Raw genomic sequence first — 15913 nt, 5'->3', positions numbered from 1 at the left:
CAAGCAGGCTGATGCTCATTCGGACAAATGTCCTTCCTTTGTTCGAGCTGCCCGCCGCTTTTTGGCGCCGTTGACGATCTGCCGCGTCGTGCGCTTGGTGTACTTTGGCAGCACCTTCACCGTCGTGTGCCGGCCCTGTGCCAGCATCTCGCGGTCAGTCAGTTCGGCGTCGCCACCTTCAGTAAAGCCGCCATGCCGGAACGATGTGAACGACAAATCATCGCGAAGGCCAGCAGCACGGATGACTTCTTTGACCTTGCGGCTCACGTGCGTGAAATCCGGCTGATCCGGCTTCGGCCATGTCGGCCATGGTCCGCGCTCGCCCCAATCCCGGCGCAGCATTAGGCCGCCGATGCGGTCGCGTTTGATGGCGTCGAGCTCCGCCATCAACTCGGGATAAACCGGTGCACCTGCATCGTCGAACAGCGGTATCCAGCCCTTCTGCCTAGTCTTCTCATCGATGATGCGGACCATATTCGGGCGCCCTTTCGGGCGATAATGCGACACGTCGAAAGTCGCAAAGATGTCTGTCTCGCGCTGGAGCCATTCCCAGCCGATCAGGGCAGCGGTCGCCAGCGACGGAAGCCCAAGCTCGACGGCCTTTGTACGGAAGGCGACCAGCTCCTCGTACGCCGCAGTCGGCGTCTCACGATTGGATGACCGAAGTCCCATCTGCGAGAATGGATTGACCAATGGCAGCCTGCCCGGGTGCCGGCGCGCGACCACGTTCCACGCGCGGCGGCATGACTTCATCGCGTGGTTGACCGTAGTGCGACGCTCGCGTTCGTTCACGTTTCCCACAGCGTCGGTGATCTTGAGGATCAACTTTTCATAGAGGTCGTCGGTCAGTGCCGTATCGATTGCGGTGAGGCGCTTCTCGCCCAGTCGCTTGCCATCTTTCAGGACGTAGCCGCCGACAAGCTTGAATCCGACCTCGTGATTTCGCTTGGACTTAGGATCGAGCTTGGCGTAGCGGCGATCAGAGCGGTATTCGGCAAACATCCAATCGAGCGTTCCGACCGCATGGGGAGGCGACGCTGCCAAGGCCTTGCCGCCGGTCCGCCACGCGTCGAAGTCGGGCAAGAGCACTGCTTCGGCGCGCAAAATCGCCGCTTTATAGTCGGTGCCGAGCCGTTCGCTATGCACAGTGCAACCTGCCTTCTTGGCCCACGACGGCACGTGGAAGAAGTAGCCTCAGCCGCCACTTTTGCGCGGCTTACGTTCAACATAGCGAGGTAGGGGTAGGGCACTGCGCGGCGGCTTCATAGCAGTTTTCTAATATCCTCAGACGCCTGTTCGTCGGGGTTTTGAGCGGCCTTCAATTCCGGCCTGCTCAGCTTAACGGCGGCAACGCTGCCATCAGAATGGTAGAACAGATGGGCAGCAAGTCCATATTTTGCTACGTACTTGCACACGCTCGCTTCGGGGTTCGCTTCGGCGCCTTTCTGGACATATGCACAGTCAACCTTCAGTCGAAGCTCATTCTGGAGACCGATTCAGAATCGAGCGTCAGATCGCCGCTCTCTCCTGCGCTTCTTCCAAATGGCTTCTTTAATTCTGGCTATCGACCCAACCTTCGACCACGCGCGCCACCTGTAGATTCGCTTCTTCTGGACTCATCTACAAGGACAATTTGCGGGCTTCAGTCTGTGGTCTTCGCGTACCCGCCAATCAAAGCAGGTCGGAGGACTTGTTCATCTGGAAATACTGCAATTTGCGATGCCTAAGCAAAATAGTCGTCGAAGGCACATCGTACAATTGGATGCTGCGGCAAGCAAAAAGGAAGGATCACCGACATTTTTCGCATTCGGCAATCTTGTCGATTTTCACCCTGCCGAATTTGCAGAACCTTCAGCAAGAGCCCCGCGGGGCGGTGCCGTTTGGCTGCCGAATTTATTGTTGCTTGTTCACCAAAGGTCGAACCTGCAACCAGACCATTATGAGCGGGAGGAGATTGAATAGGTTTATTGATTTTGCAGCATTTTTGCTCAATGTTGATAGCGCCTGTCGCGGTTTGTTCAGTTCGTTTCTGGTGCGAAAACTGGTGCGGCCGCGTTCGGAGGCATCGCCCTTTAAGGCAAGGCGGTTCGATAGGGGGAAGGGCAACGGCAAGCCGCTTGCCTTACACGCCGCTTCGATGAAGAGCCGAGCGGCTCAGGCGTACCAGCAAATTCGCTCGATAGCCGTACCCAATTGGGTTCGGTCGGCCTCAATTGAGCTCGGACACCGTCCTTCTCGAGCGATTTTCTGCGTTCCTTCAGCCCGATCCGAGATTGCAGTCCGGGTAGCCGTACCATGATGTAATATTTGCGCGCGCTGGTGTTTTATGGCCAAGCATCGCCGGCAAACAGCCCATCCAAAACGTGGATGGTCGGCTTTTGTCCACCATGAGTATTCCGGAAGTCACGACGAGCCATCCGCCGAAGTTAAAAGTCGGAGTTATGCTTGAAACTGTAAAGTCCGCGATCGATATCGACGTAGACGCCGCGCAAAACTCAGAAGACCGTCAACCCGATCCTCGTGTCGGCGATCTCGGGCGCAATTTTATGGCACTGATTTTCTGCACCGTGGAAATGCTTCCCAATAACCAGCAGTTCTTTGGAGGCGTCTTTTCAAATTTGCGAGTTGGTAAGGCGCGCCTCGCGACCGCTTGAGCAGTCGTTCCCCTTAAGCAGCCCGCAGCGCCTGGCGGAAAGCGTTTGCGCCGGATGCATGGCGACGGGGCCGTCATTGACCGTGTATCTCAGTTGCGCATGGCGATGGCGTGCCGCTACACCGCGAACCCCGCCCCGCCCCACGCGTCTCGGTCGCGGCGACCTCAGAAGCGCGCCAATTTGCAGGGCGCGAAGCGGCTTCCTCAGTCGGTCCTGGTTACATACTCGACCGGGAGATGCTTGAACGGCTTGCGGTGCTCACGCGATACGGCCCCGCCAATGATGATCCTGGAAAACGCATGGAGGTCGGCGAAGAAGGCCGGCTTCAGGCTGTCGAGCTTGCTCGCATCGGCGACCAGAATGCTTTCGATCGCCGTTGCGATGGCCGCCTGCTTGACCGCCGTCTCATGAAAGTTCGAGCAGCTCGCGCCCCTATTCGCATGTACGCCGCCCGCCGAGATGAAGGCCTTGTTGATGCCGAGCTTGCGCAAATAGGACTGGCCTTCCTCCGATGAGAAGGATTGCGACGAGGGATGATAGAGCCCGCCCATCAGCATCAGCTGCGTGGCGGGACGTCGCGCCACCAGCGCCGCCACGTTCATCGAATAGCAGATCACCGAGAGGGACATCGTCGAACGCAGTGTAGCGAATCATAGCGAGGAAACGGATCAGTGTAGCAAGGGTGCCGCCGGCGACAGATCGGGAGGGCTCCGCAGTTTTGATAGTTGGAGACTGAGGGCTTGGTCCGCGCTCTGTTCCGGGACGCAGGGGCTAGCCGAAGGCCTGACTGACGACGCCGTAGATCTTCGGCTGGTCGTTGCCGCGCAGGAAGGCACCCTTCACGTCGTTCCGCAGCGACATCGTGGTGACGGCATCGAAGAGAGCGAGCCCCGACCGCGCGAGAAAGTCGCGGAACTCTCCTGTCGCTCGATGAGTGTCGAGCCTGAGGAACTGGCCTTCGTGAGCTGCCACGTGCGGCGCCAACACGGCGATCGCGTCGCTGTCGCAGGATGCGACCACCGGCCCCGCGACATGTCCGCGTCCGAACCGCCGGCACATCGCGAACGTCTCCAGCCGCCCCGCGCGAAACAGCCCAAAGCTGCGCGACTGGTGAAACAGTCCGGTCATCAGCCCGGCTCGCCGGACGCCATAAGCAGCCGCGTCGAGTTCGATCAGCGCCGGCAGGTCTGCCTCCATCAGCACGCGAATATTTCCCGCTTCGGCCGGCGCCGCGTCCGAGGCAATCGCCTCACCCTGACACTGAAACAGAGTCTGCTCACGCTTGAAATCGAGAGATCGGTAGAGGCGATAGGCGGCGCGCGTGGCGTTGAGGCGCAGCGTCCGACCGCCGCATTCGGCCATCACCCGATGCATCAGCCATTGCCCGGTGCCAAGGGCCTGCAGCCGCGGCGAGGTGATGACCATCCCAACCGCAGCAAAGCCGTCGCTGTAGGGAAACCACATGGCGGATCCGAGGGCCCGACCGATCTCATCGAGCGCGACGACGCCGCGGCCGATGCTGCGCATGAATTGCCAATCCTCCTCCCGATGGGGCCATTGGACGGCGATCGACAAGGCGAGCAACTGCGCGAGGTCGACGCTGTCGATGTCGGCGAGGCGCATCTCGAACACGTCGACGATTCGCGATTCGACGTCCGGATTGTCCATGCACGCTGTCCCTGTCTTCGTTCCGCCCGCCACGCGTCACCCAGCCTCGATGAGGTCGAGAGCGACCATGCTGTCGTCACCTCCGCATATTGAGGCGCCTGCGGGCGAACTTCGCAACATTCTTCTCAATCCTGCCCTGTATTCGGCACGTAACGCAGGCCGCGACCGCCATGATCGGAGGCGCGACGAGCCAGATCGGCCGCTGGGATGACCGCATGACCTTCCTGTTCAACTCCGATGGCACGCGCGGCGCGATCTTTCGCGAGGTGCTTGCGCGTGAGATTCCGGATCTTCCGTTCGAAATCGATCCGGCGCAGGTCGATGCCGATGAAGTCCGCTACATGATCACCTGGCTGGTGCCGCCGGACCTCGGCGCCTATCGCAATATCGAGATCCTGTTCTCGATCGGCGCCGGCATCGATCAGTTCAGCGCCGCGTCGGTGCCGGCGAGCGTCAAGATCGTCCGCATGGTCGAGGACGGCATCGTGAGGATGATGCAGGAATACGTGACACTGGCCGTGCTGGCGCTGCACCGGAATTGGACCGTCTATTTCGATCAGCAGCGGCAGCAGCTCTGGCGCGCTATCCCGCAGCCGCAGGCACATGTGCGGCGCATCGGCGTGCTCGGCCTCGGGCTGCTCGGCCGCGCGGTGCTGGAGCGGCTCAAGCCGTTCGGCTTTCCGCTCTCGGGCTGGAGCCGCAGCCGGCACGCGATCGACGGCGTGACTACGTACCATGGCGCCGACGGCCTCGATGCGCTGCTCGCGGTGACAGACATCTTGGTCTGCCTGCTGCCGCTGACGGAGGAGACGCGCGGCCTGCTCAATGCCGAACTGCTCGCCAAGCTCCCGCGAGGCGCTTCGCTGGTGCAGACCGGCCGCGGCGCGCAGCTCGACCAGGCGGCGTTGCTCGGAGCACTTGACTCCGGGCATCTCGCGGACGCCGTGCTTGATGTGACCGATCCCGAGCCGCTGCCGACGGATCACCCGTTGTGGCGGCATCCGCGCGTCCTGATCACGCCGCATGTCGCCAGCGTCACGCAGCCGGAAGCAGCGGCGCTCGCGGTCGCCGCGAACATCAAGCGACACCGCGCCGGGCTCGATCCGGTCGGCCTCGTCGACCGCAGCCGCGGCTACTGATCGCGGTCGCGCCGTCACGGCTCAGCGGATCCAGTCCAGGGTCTTGTAATACGCGCCGACGAACGGCAGGAACCAGGGCTTGCCGTAATGGCCTGGCACGACCGGCCAGCCGGCGTCCTTCATCGGATTGCGGTCGGGCCGGCCGAGCATCGCATCGGCCATGATCATGCCGAGATGGGTCGAGAGCTGCGCGCCGTGACCCGAATAGCCCATCGCGTACCACAGCCCGTCCTGGCGACCGGCGCGCGGATAACGGTCGGCGGTCATGTCGACGAGGCCGCCCCAGCAATAGTCGATGTCGATGCCGGCAAGCCGCGGGAACATCCGCTCCATCGCCGCGCGCAGGATCGCGCCGCTCCTCGCATCGGACTGCTGATCCGATGTCGCCGAGAAGCGCGCGCGGCCGCCGAAGATCAGGCGATTGTCCGGCGACAGGCGGAAGTAGTTGCCGATGTTCATGGAGGTGACGTAGGTGCGGTGGCCCGGCAGCACCGAGGCCGCCTCGGCCTCCGTCAGCGGCCGCGTCGCGATGATGAAGCTGCCGACGGCAATGATGCGGCGGCGGAAATAGCTGAAGCTCGGCGGCGTGGTGGCGCCGGTGGCGAGCAGCACCTGCTCGGCGCTCACCGTCCCCTTGGCCGTGGTGAGGCGAAAGCGCTTGGTGTCCTGCACCCGTTCAGTGACGGCGGCTTGCTCGACAATGACGGCGCCGCGGCGGCTCGCGGCAGAGGCGAGGCCCGCGGCGAAGCGGCCCATGTGCATCATCGCGCTCTTCTTGAACAGCATGCCGCCGTGAAAGGGCGAGCCGATCTCGGATTTCAGCTCGGCCGGCGAGAGCAGCGCCGTGTCGGGATCGACCTCGCGGTGGATCGCTTCGAAGTTCGTCGCGATCCCCGCGAAATGGCCAGGCTTGGACGCCAGCTTGAGCTTGCCGGAGCGGCGGAAACCGCAAGCGATGTCTTCTTCCGCGATCAGGCGCTCGAGCGTGTCGATCGACTCGTCGAACGCTTTGTAGAGCGCGATCGCGCGCTGGGTGCCGAGCTCGGCCTTCGCGGCCGGATAGCTGTGCGCCAGCCCGTTGTTGAGATGCCCGCCATTGCGTCCCGACGCGCCCGAGCCGACCTGATCGGCTTCGAGCACGATCACCTTGGCGCCGGCCTTGGCGAGCTGCAGTGCCGCGCCGAGCCCGGTGAAGCCGCCGCCGATCACCGCGACGTCGTAATGCCCCTCCACGGGCCCGCTATGGCCGCCGGAAAATGCGGTCGCCGTGTCGCGCCAGTAGGAGACATATTTCATCGCGGGCACTCTGCTTACAGGCCGAACACGCCGGGCAGCTCGGAAATGGTCTTGATCTCGGTGTAGCCGTAATAGGGATTGGCCGGCTCGTGGCCGCGGTTGACCCAGACCTTGTTGGTGATGCCGAGATCGTGCGCGGTCATCAGGTCGTAGCGGAATGAGGAGGAGCAGTGCGTGATGTCCTCGGGGCCGCAGCCGAGCATGTCGAACATGTATTCGAAGGCGCGCATCCGCGGTTTGTAGGCCTGCGCCTGTTCCGCCGTGAACACGGCATGGAACGGCGCGCCGAGCCTGACGACGTTCGAGGGGATCTGCACGTTCATGGCGTTGGAGAGGATGACCAGCGGGATCTCCTTGGCCACCTTGGCGAGACCCGCCGGTACGTCCGGATGTGGACCCCAGGTCGGCACGCGCTGATACACCATCTCGGCATCCTCGGGCTTGAAGGGGATGCCGATCTTGCTGCAGCTGCGCGTCAGGGCGTTGCTGACGACCTCGGCATAGGGCTTCCACGCGCCGAGGACTTCATCGAGGCGGTAGGCCGAGAAGACCTTCACGAACTCCGTCATCGCCGACTCGGAGAGCTGTGCGCTGTAGAGATCGCGTGCGGCCTCGGCCATCTCGAAATTGATCAGCGTGCCGTGGCAGTCGAAGGTCACGTATTTCGGTCGAAAGCGGCTCATGGATCCTCATGCCGGTCGTGGTCTCGACGTCCGATGATAGGCCGCCCCGCCAGCATAAGATGCGGCTTTGCCCCGGTTCGGCGGCGGAAGATGTTGTCGGCATCATCGCCTTCAGACGATCTGCCGGGGGCCGCTCGCCCAGACTCCGGTGCAGATGGGAGTGCATGACATGACGTCCGACGCCGCGAGCTTCAGAGCTTTCAGCGGGGAGCACCTGGATGCAGCGACGCGGCTGTCGCAGCAGGTCCGCTGGCCGCATCGTCGCGAGGACTGGCAGATGGCGCTTGCGCTGAGCAAGGGCTGCGTGGCGGTCGCGGCGGACGGTCGCGTGATCGGCACCGTGCTGATGACGCCGTATGGCCAGGATGCCGGGACCATCAACATGGTCATTGTCGACGAGGCGGAGCGGGGGAAGGGGCTCGGACGGTGCCTGATGCAGCAGGCGATGGCGCTCGCCGGTGAGCGGCGGTTGCAGCTCGTCGCGACAGAAGATGGACTGCAGCTCTATGAGAAGCTCGGCTTCCGCCGCAGCGGTGAGATCGTGCAGCATCAGGGACATCTCGCGGAAGCTGTCGCGCAGCCCGACGCCGTGCGTGCGGCCACGCCCGACGACATCGCCGTCATCACGGCACTCGACATCGCGGCCTTTGGCGCGGATCGCCGCGACCTGATAGCCCATATCGCATCCATCGGAGAGTTCGCGGTGTTGGAGCGCCAGGGCCGTGCGGCGGGGTTCGCCGCGCTGCGTCACTTCGGCCGCGGTCTCGTGATTGGCCCCGTGGTCGCTTTCAGTAGCGAGGACGCCAAGTCGCTCGTCGCGCATTTCCTCGCTGGGCGACAGGGCAAGTTCATCCGCGTCGACACCGGCAGCGAGACGGGACTCGCACCATGGCTGGGCGGCTTGGGCCTCGATCATGTCGGCGGCGGCATCGTCATGCATGGGCCGGCCGCTGGTCACACGAGGCGGCGCGCCCCGACATCATTTGCCTTGGCCAGCCAGGCGTTCGGCTGAACCGGAGATCATCATGCTCAGCAACTCGCTCATCGAACTCGATCGCGCCCATCTGGTGCATCCGGTCGCGTCCTATCGCGGACACGAGGCCGCCGGCGCGCGGGTCCTGAAATCCGCCAAGGGTGCGATCGTGACCGATGCCTCGGGCCATCAACTGGTCGACGGCTTCGCCGGGCTGTGGTGCGTCAATGCCGGCTATGGCCATGAGAGCATCGTCGAGGCGGCGGCGAGGCAGATGCGCGAGCTGCCTTATGCCACCGGCTATTTCAGCCTCGCCTCGGAGCCGGCCATCCGGCTCGCGGCCGCGCTCGCCGAGCGCGCGCCGGGTGATCTCAACCACGTCTATTTCACGCTTGGCGGCTCGGACGCCGTCGACAGCACGGTCCGCTTCATCCATTACTATTGGCACGCGAGGGGGCAGCCGCAGCGCGATCAGTTCATCACGCTGCAGCAGGGCTATCACGGCTCGTCGACGGTCGGTGCAGGACTCACGGCGCTGCCGGCCTTCCACGCCAATTTCGGCGTGCCACTGAACTGGCAGCACAAGATCCCGTCGCACTATTCGTACCGCAACCCCGTTGGCAGCGATCCCGATGCCGTCATCGCGGCCTCGCTCGCGGCCCTCGAAGCCAAGATTGCCGAGGTCGGCGGTCCCGAACGGGTGGCCGCGTTCTATGCCGAGCCGATCCAGGGCTCGGGCGGCGTGCTGGTGCCGCCGGACGGCTGGATGAAGGCGATGCGCGAGCGCTGCCGGCAGCACGGCATCCTGTTCGTCGCCGACGAGGTGATCACCGGCTTCGGTCGTACCGGACCGCTGTTCGCCTGCACAGATGACGACATCGTCCCGGACTTCATGACCGTCGCGAAGGGTCTGACCTCCGGCTACGTCCCAATGGGCGCGGTGCTGATGTCCGATCATGTCTATGGCGTTATTGCCGATGGCGCAGGTTCTTCGGCCGTGGGGCACGGCTATACCTATTCGGCGCATCCGGTGAGCGCGGCGGTCGGCCTTGCCGTGCTTGATCTCTATGAGAATGGCTTGCTGGAGAATGGCCGGCGGGCGGGTGCGCGGCTGATGGCGGGCCTGCGCGCGCTGCAGGACCATCCGTTGGTGGGCGAGGTGCGCGGCCGTGGCCTGCTGGCGGCCATCGAGCTCGTGATCGACAAGGAGAAGAAGACGCCGCTGCCGGCGAGCGCCGAGCCGTCGCGCCGCATCTTCGATCGCGCCTGGGCCAACGGCCTCGTCATCCGTGCCTTCCCGACAGGGGTGCTCGGCTACGCGCCGCCGCTGTGCTGCAGCGACGCGGACATCGATGCCATCCTCGAACGCACCGCACGGACGCTGGATCAGACCCTGGCCGATCCGGACGTCCGCGAGGCCATGGCGTGAAGGTGGGCACGGGCATATCGGTGCGTGTGCAGCAGGGCCGATATGTCGGCGGCTCCTCCTATTCGCAATTTTCTGCCGTCGGGTCCTCGCAATTCGGAAGTTTTCGCCGGAACCCGGCTTCACACTAGGACCGATGACGCGGAAGGGCCTCACAGAATGACCAAGCTCGATCTTGCTCAATTCAGGTACCTAACCTTCGACGTAGTCGGCACGCTGATCGACTTCGAAAGCGGGATCGTCTCGAGCCTCGGCGAGATCGCGGCGGAAGCAAACAAGGCAATCGACGGTGAGCAGGCGCTGAGCCTGTACCGCGCGGCACGCTACGCGGCGGACGCCGACCGCTTTCCGGATGATCTCGTCCGGGTCTATGACATCATCGCACCACAACTCGATCTGCCCAGGCAGACCGCGCTCGGCGAGCGCTTCCGCGACTCCGCCGCACGCTGGAAGGCCTTCCCGGACAGCGCCGCCGCCATGGCGCGTCTCGCCCGGCGCTACAAGCTGATCGCGATGACCAATGCGCGGCGCTGGGCACTGGATCATTTCGAGCGCGAGCTGGGCTCGCCGTTCTACGCGAGCTTCACGGTCGACGACACCGGGACGGAGAAGCCGGATCCCGCCTTCTTCACTCAGGTGTTCGATTTCATCGAACGTGACGGCGGCTCGACGTCACAGATCCTGCATGTGGCGCAGAGCCAGTATCACGACATCGGCATCTCCCGGCAGCTCGGCGTCATCAATTGCTGGATCGAGCGGCGCCACGACAAGCAGGGCTATGGCGGCACCATCGCGCCGGCGTCCTTCACCAAGCCGGATTTCCACTTCCATTCGATGGCCGAGCTGGCCGACGCGGTGGACCAGGTGCCTGCCAAATGATGTGCGACTGACGATTTTCATTCTGCCGGATCGAACAGGGGACGGATGACATGAGCAAAGGGATCACCAACTGGACTCCGAGTGACGATGTGCTGGTCGAGGCGGCAATCCGGCGCGGCGCCTCGCGCCGGGATCTCCTGAAGATGATGCTCGCCAATGGCGTCGCGCTCGCTGCCGGCAGCACCATGCTCGGTCGCGCCGAGCGCGCATTCGCGGCCACGCCGAAGAAGGGCGGCTCGATCAAGGCGGCTGGCTGGTCCACCTCGACGGCCGACACGCTCGATCCGGCCAAGGCGTCTTTCTCGACCGACTATGTGCGCTGCTGCTCGTTCTACAATCGGCTCACCACGCTCGATAAGAGCGGCGCGGCGCAGATGGAGCTCGCCGAATCCGTCGAGTCCCAGGATGCGCAGACCTGGACCGTGAAGCTCAAGAAGGGCGTCATCTTCCACGACGGCAAGCCGCTGACGGCCGACGACGTCGTGTTCTCGCTGAAGCGGCATCTCGACAAGGCGACAGGCTCCAAGGTCGCCAAGATCGCGGCGCAGATGACCGGCTTCAAGGCGGTCGACAAGACCACCGTCGAGATCGCGCTGGCGAGCCCCAACGCCGACCTGCCGATGATCCTGGCGCTGCATCACTTCATGATCGTCGCTGACGGCACCACCGATTTCTCCAAGGGCAACGGCACCGGCGCTTTCGTCCGCGAGGCGTTCGAGCCGGGCGTCCGCTCCATCGGCGTACGCAACAAGAACTATTTCAAGGACGGCCCCTATCTCGATCAGATCGAGTTCATCGCGATCACGGAGGAGAACGCGCGCGTCAACGCGCTGCTCTCCGGCGACATCCAGCTCGCCGCCAGCATCAACCCGCGCTCGCTCCGGCTGATCGAGGGCAAGGAGGGGATCGCGCTGTCGAAATCGACGACCGGCAACTACACCGACCTCAACATCCGTCTCGACATGGCGCCGGGCAACAAGAAGGACTTCATCGACGGCATGAAGCACCTGGTGAACCGCGAGCAGATCGTCAAGTCGGTGCTGCGTGGCTTCGGCGTCGTCGGCAACGACCAGCCGGTCTCGCCGGCGAATTTCTTCCACAACCCCGACCTCAAGCCCAAGCCGTTCGATCCGGACAAGGCAAAATCGCTGTTCCAGAAGGCCGGCGTGCTCGGCACGTCGATCCCGGTCGTGACCTCGGAAGCGGCGAACTCGGCGATCGAGATGGCCATGGTGATCCAGGCCTCGGCGGCGGCGATCGGCCTGACGCTGGACGTGCAGCGCGTTCCCTCGGACGGCTATTGGGACAATTACTGGCTGAAGGCGCCGGTCCATTTCGGCAACATCAATCCGCGCCCGACGCCGGACATCCTGTTCTCGCTGCTCTATGCCTCCGAGGCGCCGTGGAACGAGAGCCGCTTCAAGTCCGAGAGGTTCGACAAGATGATGCTCGAGGCGCGCGGCCTGCTCGACCAGGCCAAGCGCAAGCAGATGTATGCCGAGATGCAGGCGATGATCGCGGAGGAGGCGGGCACCATCATTCCGGCGTACATCTCCAATATCGATGCCACCTCGTCGAGACTGAAGGGCTTGGAGCCCAGCCCGCTCGGCGGCATGATGGGATATGCCTTCGCCGAGTATGTCTGGCTCGATTCGTGAATGTTGTCTGAGTCGCGTGGCGCCGGTCACTCGGGTCGGCGCCGCGATGACCATGATCTGATCAGGCTCGCGGACCCAAAGTTTGAAACATCGGATCGCATCCCTCATCCTGGCCCGGCTGGCGATCGCGCTGGTCACCGCGATCATTGTCTCATTCGCCGTCTTCTTCGCCACCGCGATGCTGCCGGGCGACACCGCGACCATCTTGCTCGGCCAGGCCGCGACCCCCGAGGCGGTCGAGGGGCTGCGCAAGGCGATGCATCTCGATGATCCCGCCATTTTCCGTTTCCTGCGCTGGCTGGCCGGCGTCGTGCAGGGCGATCTCGGCGTGTCATATGCCAACAACATGCCAGTCGCGAAGCTGATCGGCGGGCGCCTCGTCAACACCCTCAAGCTCGCCGGCCTCACCGCGACCGTCGCGGTTCCGCTGGCGCTGACTCTCGGCATCACCGCGGCGATGCTGCGCAACACGCTGTATGATCGCTGTCTGACCATCGCCGTCATCGGCATCGTGTCGGTGCCGGAGTTCATGATCGCGACCCTCGCTGTGCTTTTGTTCGCTGTCTATCTTAATTGGCTGCCGGCGGTGTCCTTCATCAGCGAGATCCGCACCGCCTCTGATTTCGCCCGCGCCTATGCGATGCCGGTCGTGACGTTAACCATAGTGATCTCGGCGCAGATGATCCGGATGAGCCGGGCGGCCGTGATCGAGACCTTGAACACGCCCTATGTCGAGATGGCGCTCTTGAAGGGCGCCTCGCGCAGCCGTCTGGTGCTCCGCCATGCGCTGCCCAATGCGCTGGGCCCGATCGTGAATGCGGTGGCCTTGTCATTGTCCTATCTCCTGGGTGGCGTCATCATCATCGAGACCGTCTTCAACTATCCCGGCATCGCCAAGCTGATGGTCGACGCGGTGTCGACCCGCGACCTGCCGCTGATCCAGAGCTGCGCCATCATCTTCTGCTTCGGCTTCCTGCTGCTGACCACCACGGCCGACATCATCGCCATCCTGTCCAATCCGAGGCTGCGATGACGAGCGCCGCGAAATCCGCCTCGCGAACCCCGCGCTTCGGTTACCGCATCAACGCTGTCGGGGTTGCCGGGGCGCTGATCGTGGCGTTCTGGATCGTGGTGGCGTTCGTCGCGCCCTCCATCATTCCGCATCCGATCGGCGACATCGTCGACACCGATTATTTCGGCCCCATGAGCCGCGAGCTGTGGCTGGGCTCCGACTATCTCGGACGCGACATGACCTCGCGCATCCTGATGGGCGCGCGCTATACGCTCGGCATTTCGGTGGCCTCCGTGATCATCGCCGGCGTGTCGGGCGTCACGCTCGGCATGATTGCGGCGATCACCGGCGGGGTCGTCGACATGGTGCTGAGCCGGCTGCTCGACGCGTTGAGCTCGATTCCGAGCAAGCTGTTCAGCCTCGTCGTCGTCGCCGCGGTGGGCTCGTCGATCCCGGTGCTGATCCTGACCATGGCAGTGATCTACATTCCCGGCGCCTACCGCTTCGCCCGCGCGCTCGCGGTCAACATCAACACCATGGATTTCGTCACGGTGGCCCGGATCCGCGGCGAGAGCCTGTTCTATTTGATCCGCGCCGAGATCCTGCCCAATATCATCGGCCCGGTGCTGGTCGATCTTGGCTTGCGCTTCGTGTTCATCGTGCTGCTGCTGTCCGGAATGTCCTTTCTCGGCCTGGGCGTGCGGCCGCCTTATGCCGATTGGGGCGCGCTGGTGCGCGAGAACATCGGCGGGCTGCCCTATGCCGCGCCGGCCGTGATCTTCCCGTCGCTGGCGATCGCAAGCCTCACCATCGCCGTCAATCTCCTGATCGACAATCTGCCGACCAAGATCCGCGACCGGGGGGCGTCGTAGATGACGAGCCTGGTGCAGATCCGCGATCTTCGCGTCGAGGCGACCACCGATTCCGGCCGCACCATCGAGATCATCAGGGGCGTCGATCTCGACATCGCCGAAGGCGAGATCGTCGCGCTGATCGGCGAGAGCGGCTCCGGCAAGACCACCATCGCGATGAGCCTGATGGGCTATGCGCGGGCCGGCTGCCAGATCGTCGGCGGCTCGGTCACGCTCGATGGCGTCGACATGGTGACACTCTCGGAGAAGGACAAGGCGGCCGTGCGCGGCGCCAAGATCGCCTATGTGCCGCAGAGCGCCGCCGCGGCGTTCAATCCGGCAATCCGCATCATGGATCAGGTGATCGAGGTCGTGCGCATCCACGGCGTGATGCCGGTGGAGGAGGCGCGCAGCAAGGCCGCGGCGCTGTTCCGTGCGCTGTCGCTGCCCAACCCCGACACGATCGGCGAGCGCTATCCGCACCAGGTGTCCGGCGGCCAGCTGCAGCGGCTCGCCGCGGCGATGGCGCTGATCGCGAGCCCGAAGGTGCTGATCTTCGACGAGCCGACCACGGCGCTCGACGTCACCACCCAGGTCGAGGTGCTGCGCGCGTTCAAGTCGGTGATCTCCGCGCATCGCATCGCCGGCATCTACGTGTCGCATGATCTCGCCGTCGTCGCCCAGATCGCCGACCGCATCGTCGTGCTGCGCAATGGCGAGGTGCAGGAGAGCGGGACGACCGCCGACATTCTCGAGCGCGCGCAGCACCCCTATACGCGCCAGCTGCTCGCCGCCATCGCGCCGCATCATGAACCGCGAGCGGAGGCGTCCGCGGCGGCCGAGGCATTGCTCGAAGTGCACGAGGTGTCGGTCGGCTACGGTCCGCTGCGCTCGGACGGCCTGCCCGCGATCGTGGCCGTCGAGAACGTCAGCCTGCGCGTCGCGCGCGGACGCAATCTCGGCATCATCGGCGAATCCGGCTGCGGCAAGTCGACGCTCGCCCGTGCCATCGCCGGCATCCTGCCGCCGTTTGCGGGCGGCGTCGTGTTCGACGGCCGCGAGCTCGGGCGCAGCGCGCGCAGCCGCGATGCGGACCAGCTCCGCCAGGTGCAGATCGTGTTCCAGCATGCCGACACGGCGCTGAACCCGGCGCATACGGTCGAGGACATTCTGGGGCGGCCGCTGACATTCTATCACGGCATGCAGCGCCAGCATCGCAGCGCCCGCATCGATCAGCTGCTCGACATGGTGAAGCTGCCCCGCAGCCTACGGCTGCGCCGTCCGGGCGAGCTCTCGGGGGGACAGAAGCAGCGCGTCAACTTCGCCCGCGCGCTGGCCGCCGATCCCAAGCTCATCATCTGCGACGAGATCACCTCCGCGCTCGACACCGTCGTCGCCGCGGCGGTCATCGATCTGCTCAAGGAGCTGCAGCGCGAGCTCGATCTCGCTTATGTCTTCATCAGCCATGATCTGTCGGTGGTCGAGGCGATCTGCGACGACATCGTCGTGATGTATCGCGGCCGCAAGATCGAGCAGATCACGCCCGAGGCCATGGCGCGGCCGGAGCATCCCTACACGAAGCTCCTGCTGTCGTCGGTGCCGAAGCTCGATCCCGCCTGGCTCGACAATCTCCGCCAGGATCCCGAGCAGGTCCGCGAATACTGCCAGCGCTGA

14 protein-coding genes are annotated in these 15913 nt (G+C 64.2%); 9 read left to right on the top strand and 5 right to left on the bottom strand.

Annotation, left to right across the window (positions count from 1 at the left end; genetic code table 11):
• Window positions 1-15: 15 nt before the first annotated feature.
• Window positions 16-1146 carry a hypothetical protein gene (locus tag ACQR13_RS08145; RefSeq protein ID WP_315749511.1) on the bottom strand — a complete coding sequence of 377 codons (1131 nt, stop codon included), beginning with the start codon at window positions 1144-1146 and terminating at the stop codon, window positions 16-18.
• Window positions 1147-2387: 1241 nt separating this feature from the next.
• Between ACQR13_RS08145 and ACQR13_RS08140 the strand changes: the two genes are divergently transcribed.
• A complete protein-coding gene (locus ACQR13_RS08140) occupies window positions 2388-2654 on the top strand; it encodes a hypothetical protein (protein WP_315749512.1) in 267 nt (88 codons plus the stop codon).
• Between the two features lie 203 nt (window positions 2655-2857).
• On the opposite strand, the gene ACQR13_RS08135 is transcribed toward ACQR13_RS08140, so the two are convergent.
• Both ACQR13_RS08135 and ACQR13_RS08130 read right to left on the bottom strand, forming a co-directional pair.
• Window positions 2858-3295 (bottom strand): hypothetical protein, encoded by a 438-nt coding sequence (locus ACQR13_RS08135; RefSeq protein ID WP_434862808.1) that lies wholly within the window; start codon window positions 3293-3295, stop codon window positions 2858-2860.
• A gap of 130 nt (window positions 3296-3425) precedes the next feature.
• Window positions 3426-4322 carry a GNAT family N-acetyltransferase gene (locus tag ACQR13_RS08130; RefSeq protein ID WP_315749513.1) on the bottom strand — a complete coding sequence of 299 codons (897 nt, stop codon included), beginning with the start codon at window positions 4320-4322 and terminating at the stop codon, window positions 3426-3428.
• 215 nt (window positions 4323-4537) lie between these two features.
• On the opposite strand from ACQR13_RS08130, the gene ACQR13_RS08125 reads away from it, so the two are divergent.
• Window positions 4538-5461, top strand: a complete 924-nt coding sequence (locus tag ACQR13_RS08125; RefSeq protein WP_315749515.1) for a 2-hydroxyacid dehydrogenase — start codon at window positions 4538-4540, stop codon at window positions 5459-5461.
• Window positions 5462-5482: 21 nt separating this feature from the next.
• On the opposite strand, the gene ACQR13_RS08120 is transcribed toward ACQR13_RS08125, so the two are convergent.
• Window positions 5483-6757 (bottom strand): NAD(P)/FAD-dependent oxidoreductase, encoded by a 1275-nt coding sequence (locus ACQR13_RS08120; protein WP_316191175.1) that lies wholly within the window; start codon window positions 6755-6757, stop codon window positions 5483-5485.
• A gap of 14 nt (window positions 6758-6771) precedes the next feature.
• On the bottom strand, window positions 6772-7440 hold the full coding sequence (locus tag ACQR13_RS08115) for a haloacid dehalogenase type II (RefSeq protein WP_316170228.1): 669 nt from the start codon (window positions 7438-7440) through the stop codon (window positions 6772-6774).
• A gap of 169 nt (window positions 7441-7609) precedes the next feature.
• Between ACQR13_RS08115 and ACQR13_RS08110 the strand changes: the two genes are divergently transcribed.
• The 7 genes from ACQR13_RS08110 to ACQR13_RS08080 all read left to right on the top strand — a co-directional run bounded on the left by ACQR13_RS08110 (window position 7610) and on the right by ACQR13_RS08080 (window position 15913).
• A complete protein-coding gene (locus tag ACQR13_RS08110; RefSeq protein WP_316170227.1) occupies window positions 7610-8452 on the top strand; it encodes a GNAT family N-acetyltransferase in 843 nt (280 codons plus the stop codon).
• Between the two features lie 13 nt (window positions 8453-8465).
• Window positions 8466-9842, top strand: a complete 1377-nt coding sequence (locus tag ACQR13_RS08105; protein ID WP_316170226.1) for an aspartate aminotransferase family protein — start codon at window positions 8466-8468, stop codon at window positions 9840-9842.
• 156 nt (window positions 9843-9998) lie between these two features.
• On the top strand, window positions 9999-10718 hold the full coding sequence (locus ACQR13_RS08100) for an HAD-IA family hydrolase (RefSeq protein ID WP_315714617.1): 720 nt from the start codon (window positions 9999-10001) through the stop codon (window positions 10716-10718).
• A 50-nt stretch (window positions 10719-10768) separates the two neighbouring features.
• A complete protein-coding gene (locus ACQR13_RS08095) occupies window positions 10769-12376 on the top strand; it encodes an ABC transporter substrate-binding protein (protein ID WP_434862727.1) in 1608 nt (535 codons plus the stop codon).
• A gap of 82 nt (window positions 12377-12458) precedes the next feature.
• Window positions 12459-13409 carry an ABC transporter permease gene (locus ACQR13_RS08090; protein WP_434862726.1) on the top strand — a complete coding sequence of 317 codons (951 nt, stop codon included), beginning with the start codon at window positions 12459-12461 and terminating at the stop codon, window positions 13407-13409.
• Window positions 13406-14260, top strand: a complete 855-nt coding sequence (locus ACQR13_RS08085) for an ABC transporter permease (RefSeq protein WP_434862725.1) — start codon at window positions 13406-13408, stop codon at window positions 14258-14260. Before ACQR13_RS08090 ends, ACQR13_RS08085 begins: the two co-directional genes overlap by 4 nt.
• A complete protein-coding gene (locus ACQR13_RS08080; protein WP_434862724.1) occupies window positions 14261-15913 on the top strand; it encodes an ABC transporter ATP-binding protein in 1653 nt (550 codons plus the stop codon). It abuts the gene before it with no gap.

It is taken from the genome of Bradyrhizobium sp. HKCCYLRH3059 (assembly GCF_051168035.1).
GTDB lineage: Bacteria > Pseudomonadota > Alphaproteobacteria > Rhizobiales > Xanthobacteraceae > Bradyrhizobium.
The sequence above is the reverse complement of the archived record's forward strand: the minus strand, read 5'-3'. Positions and strand labels throughout refer to the sequence as shown.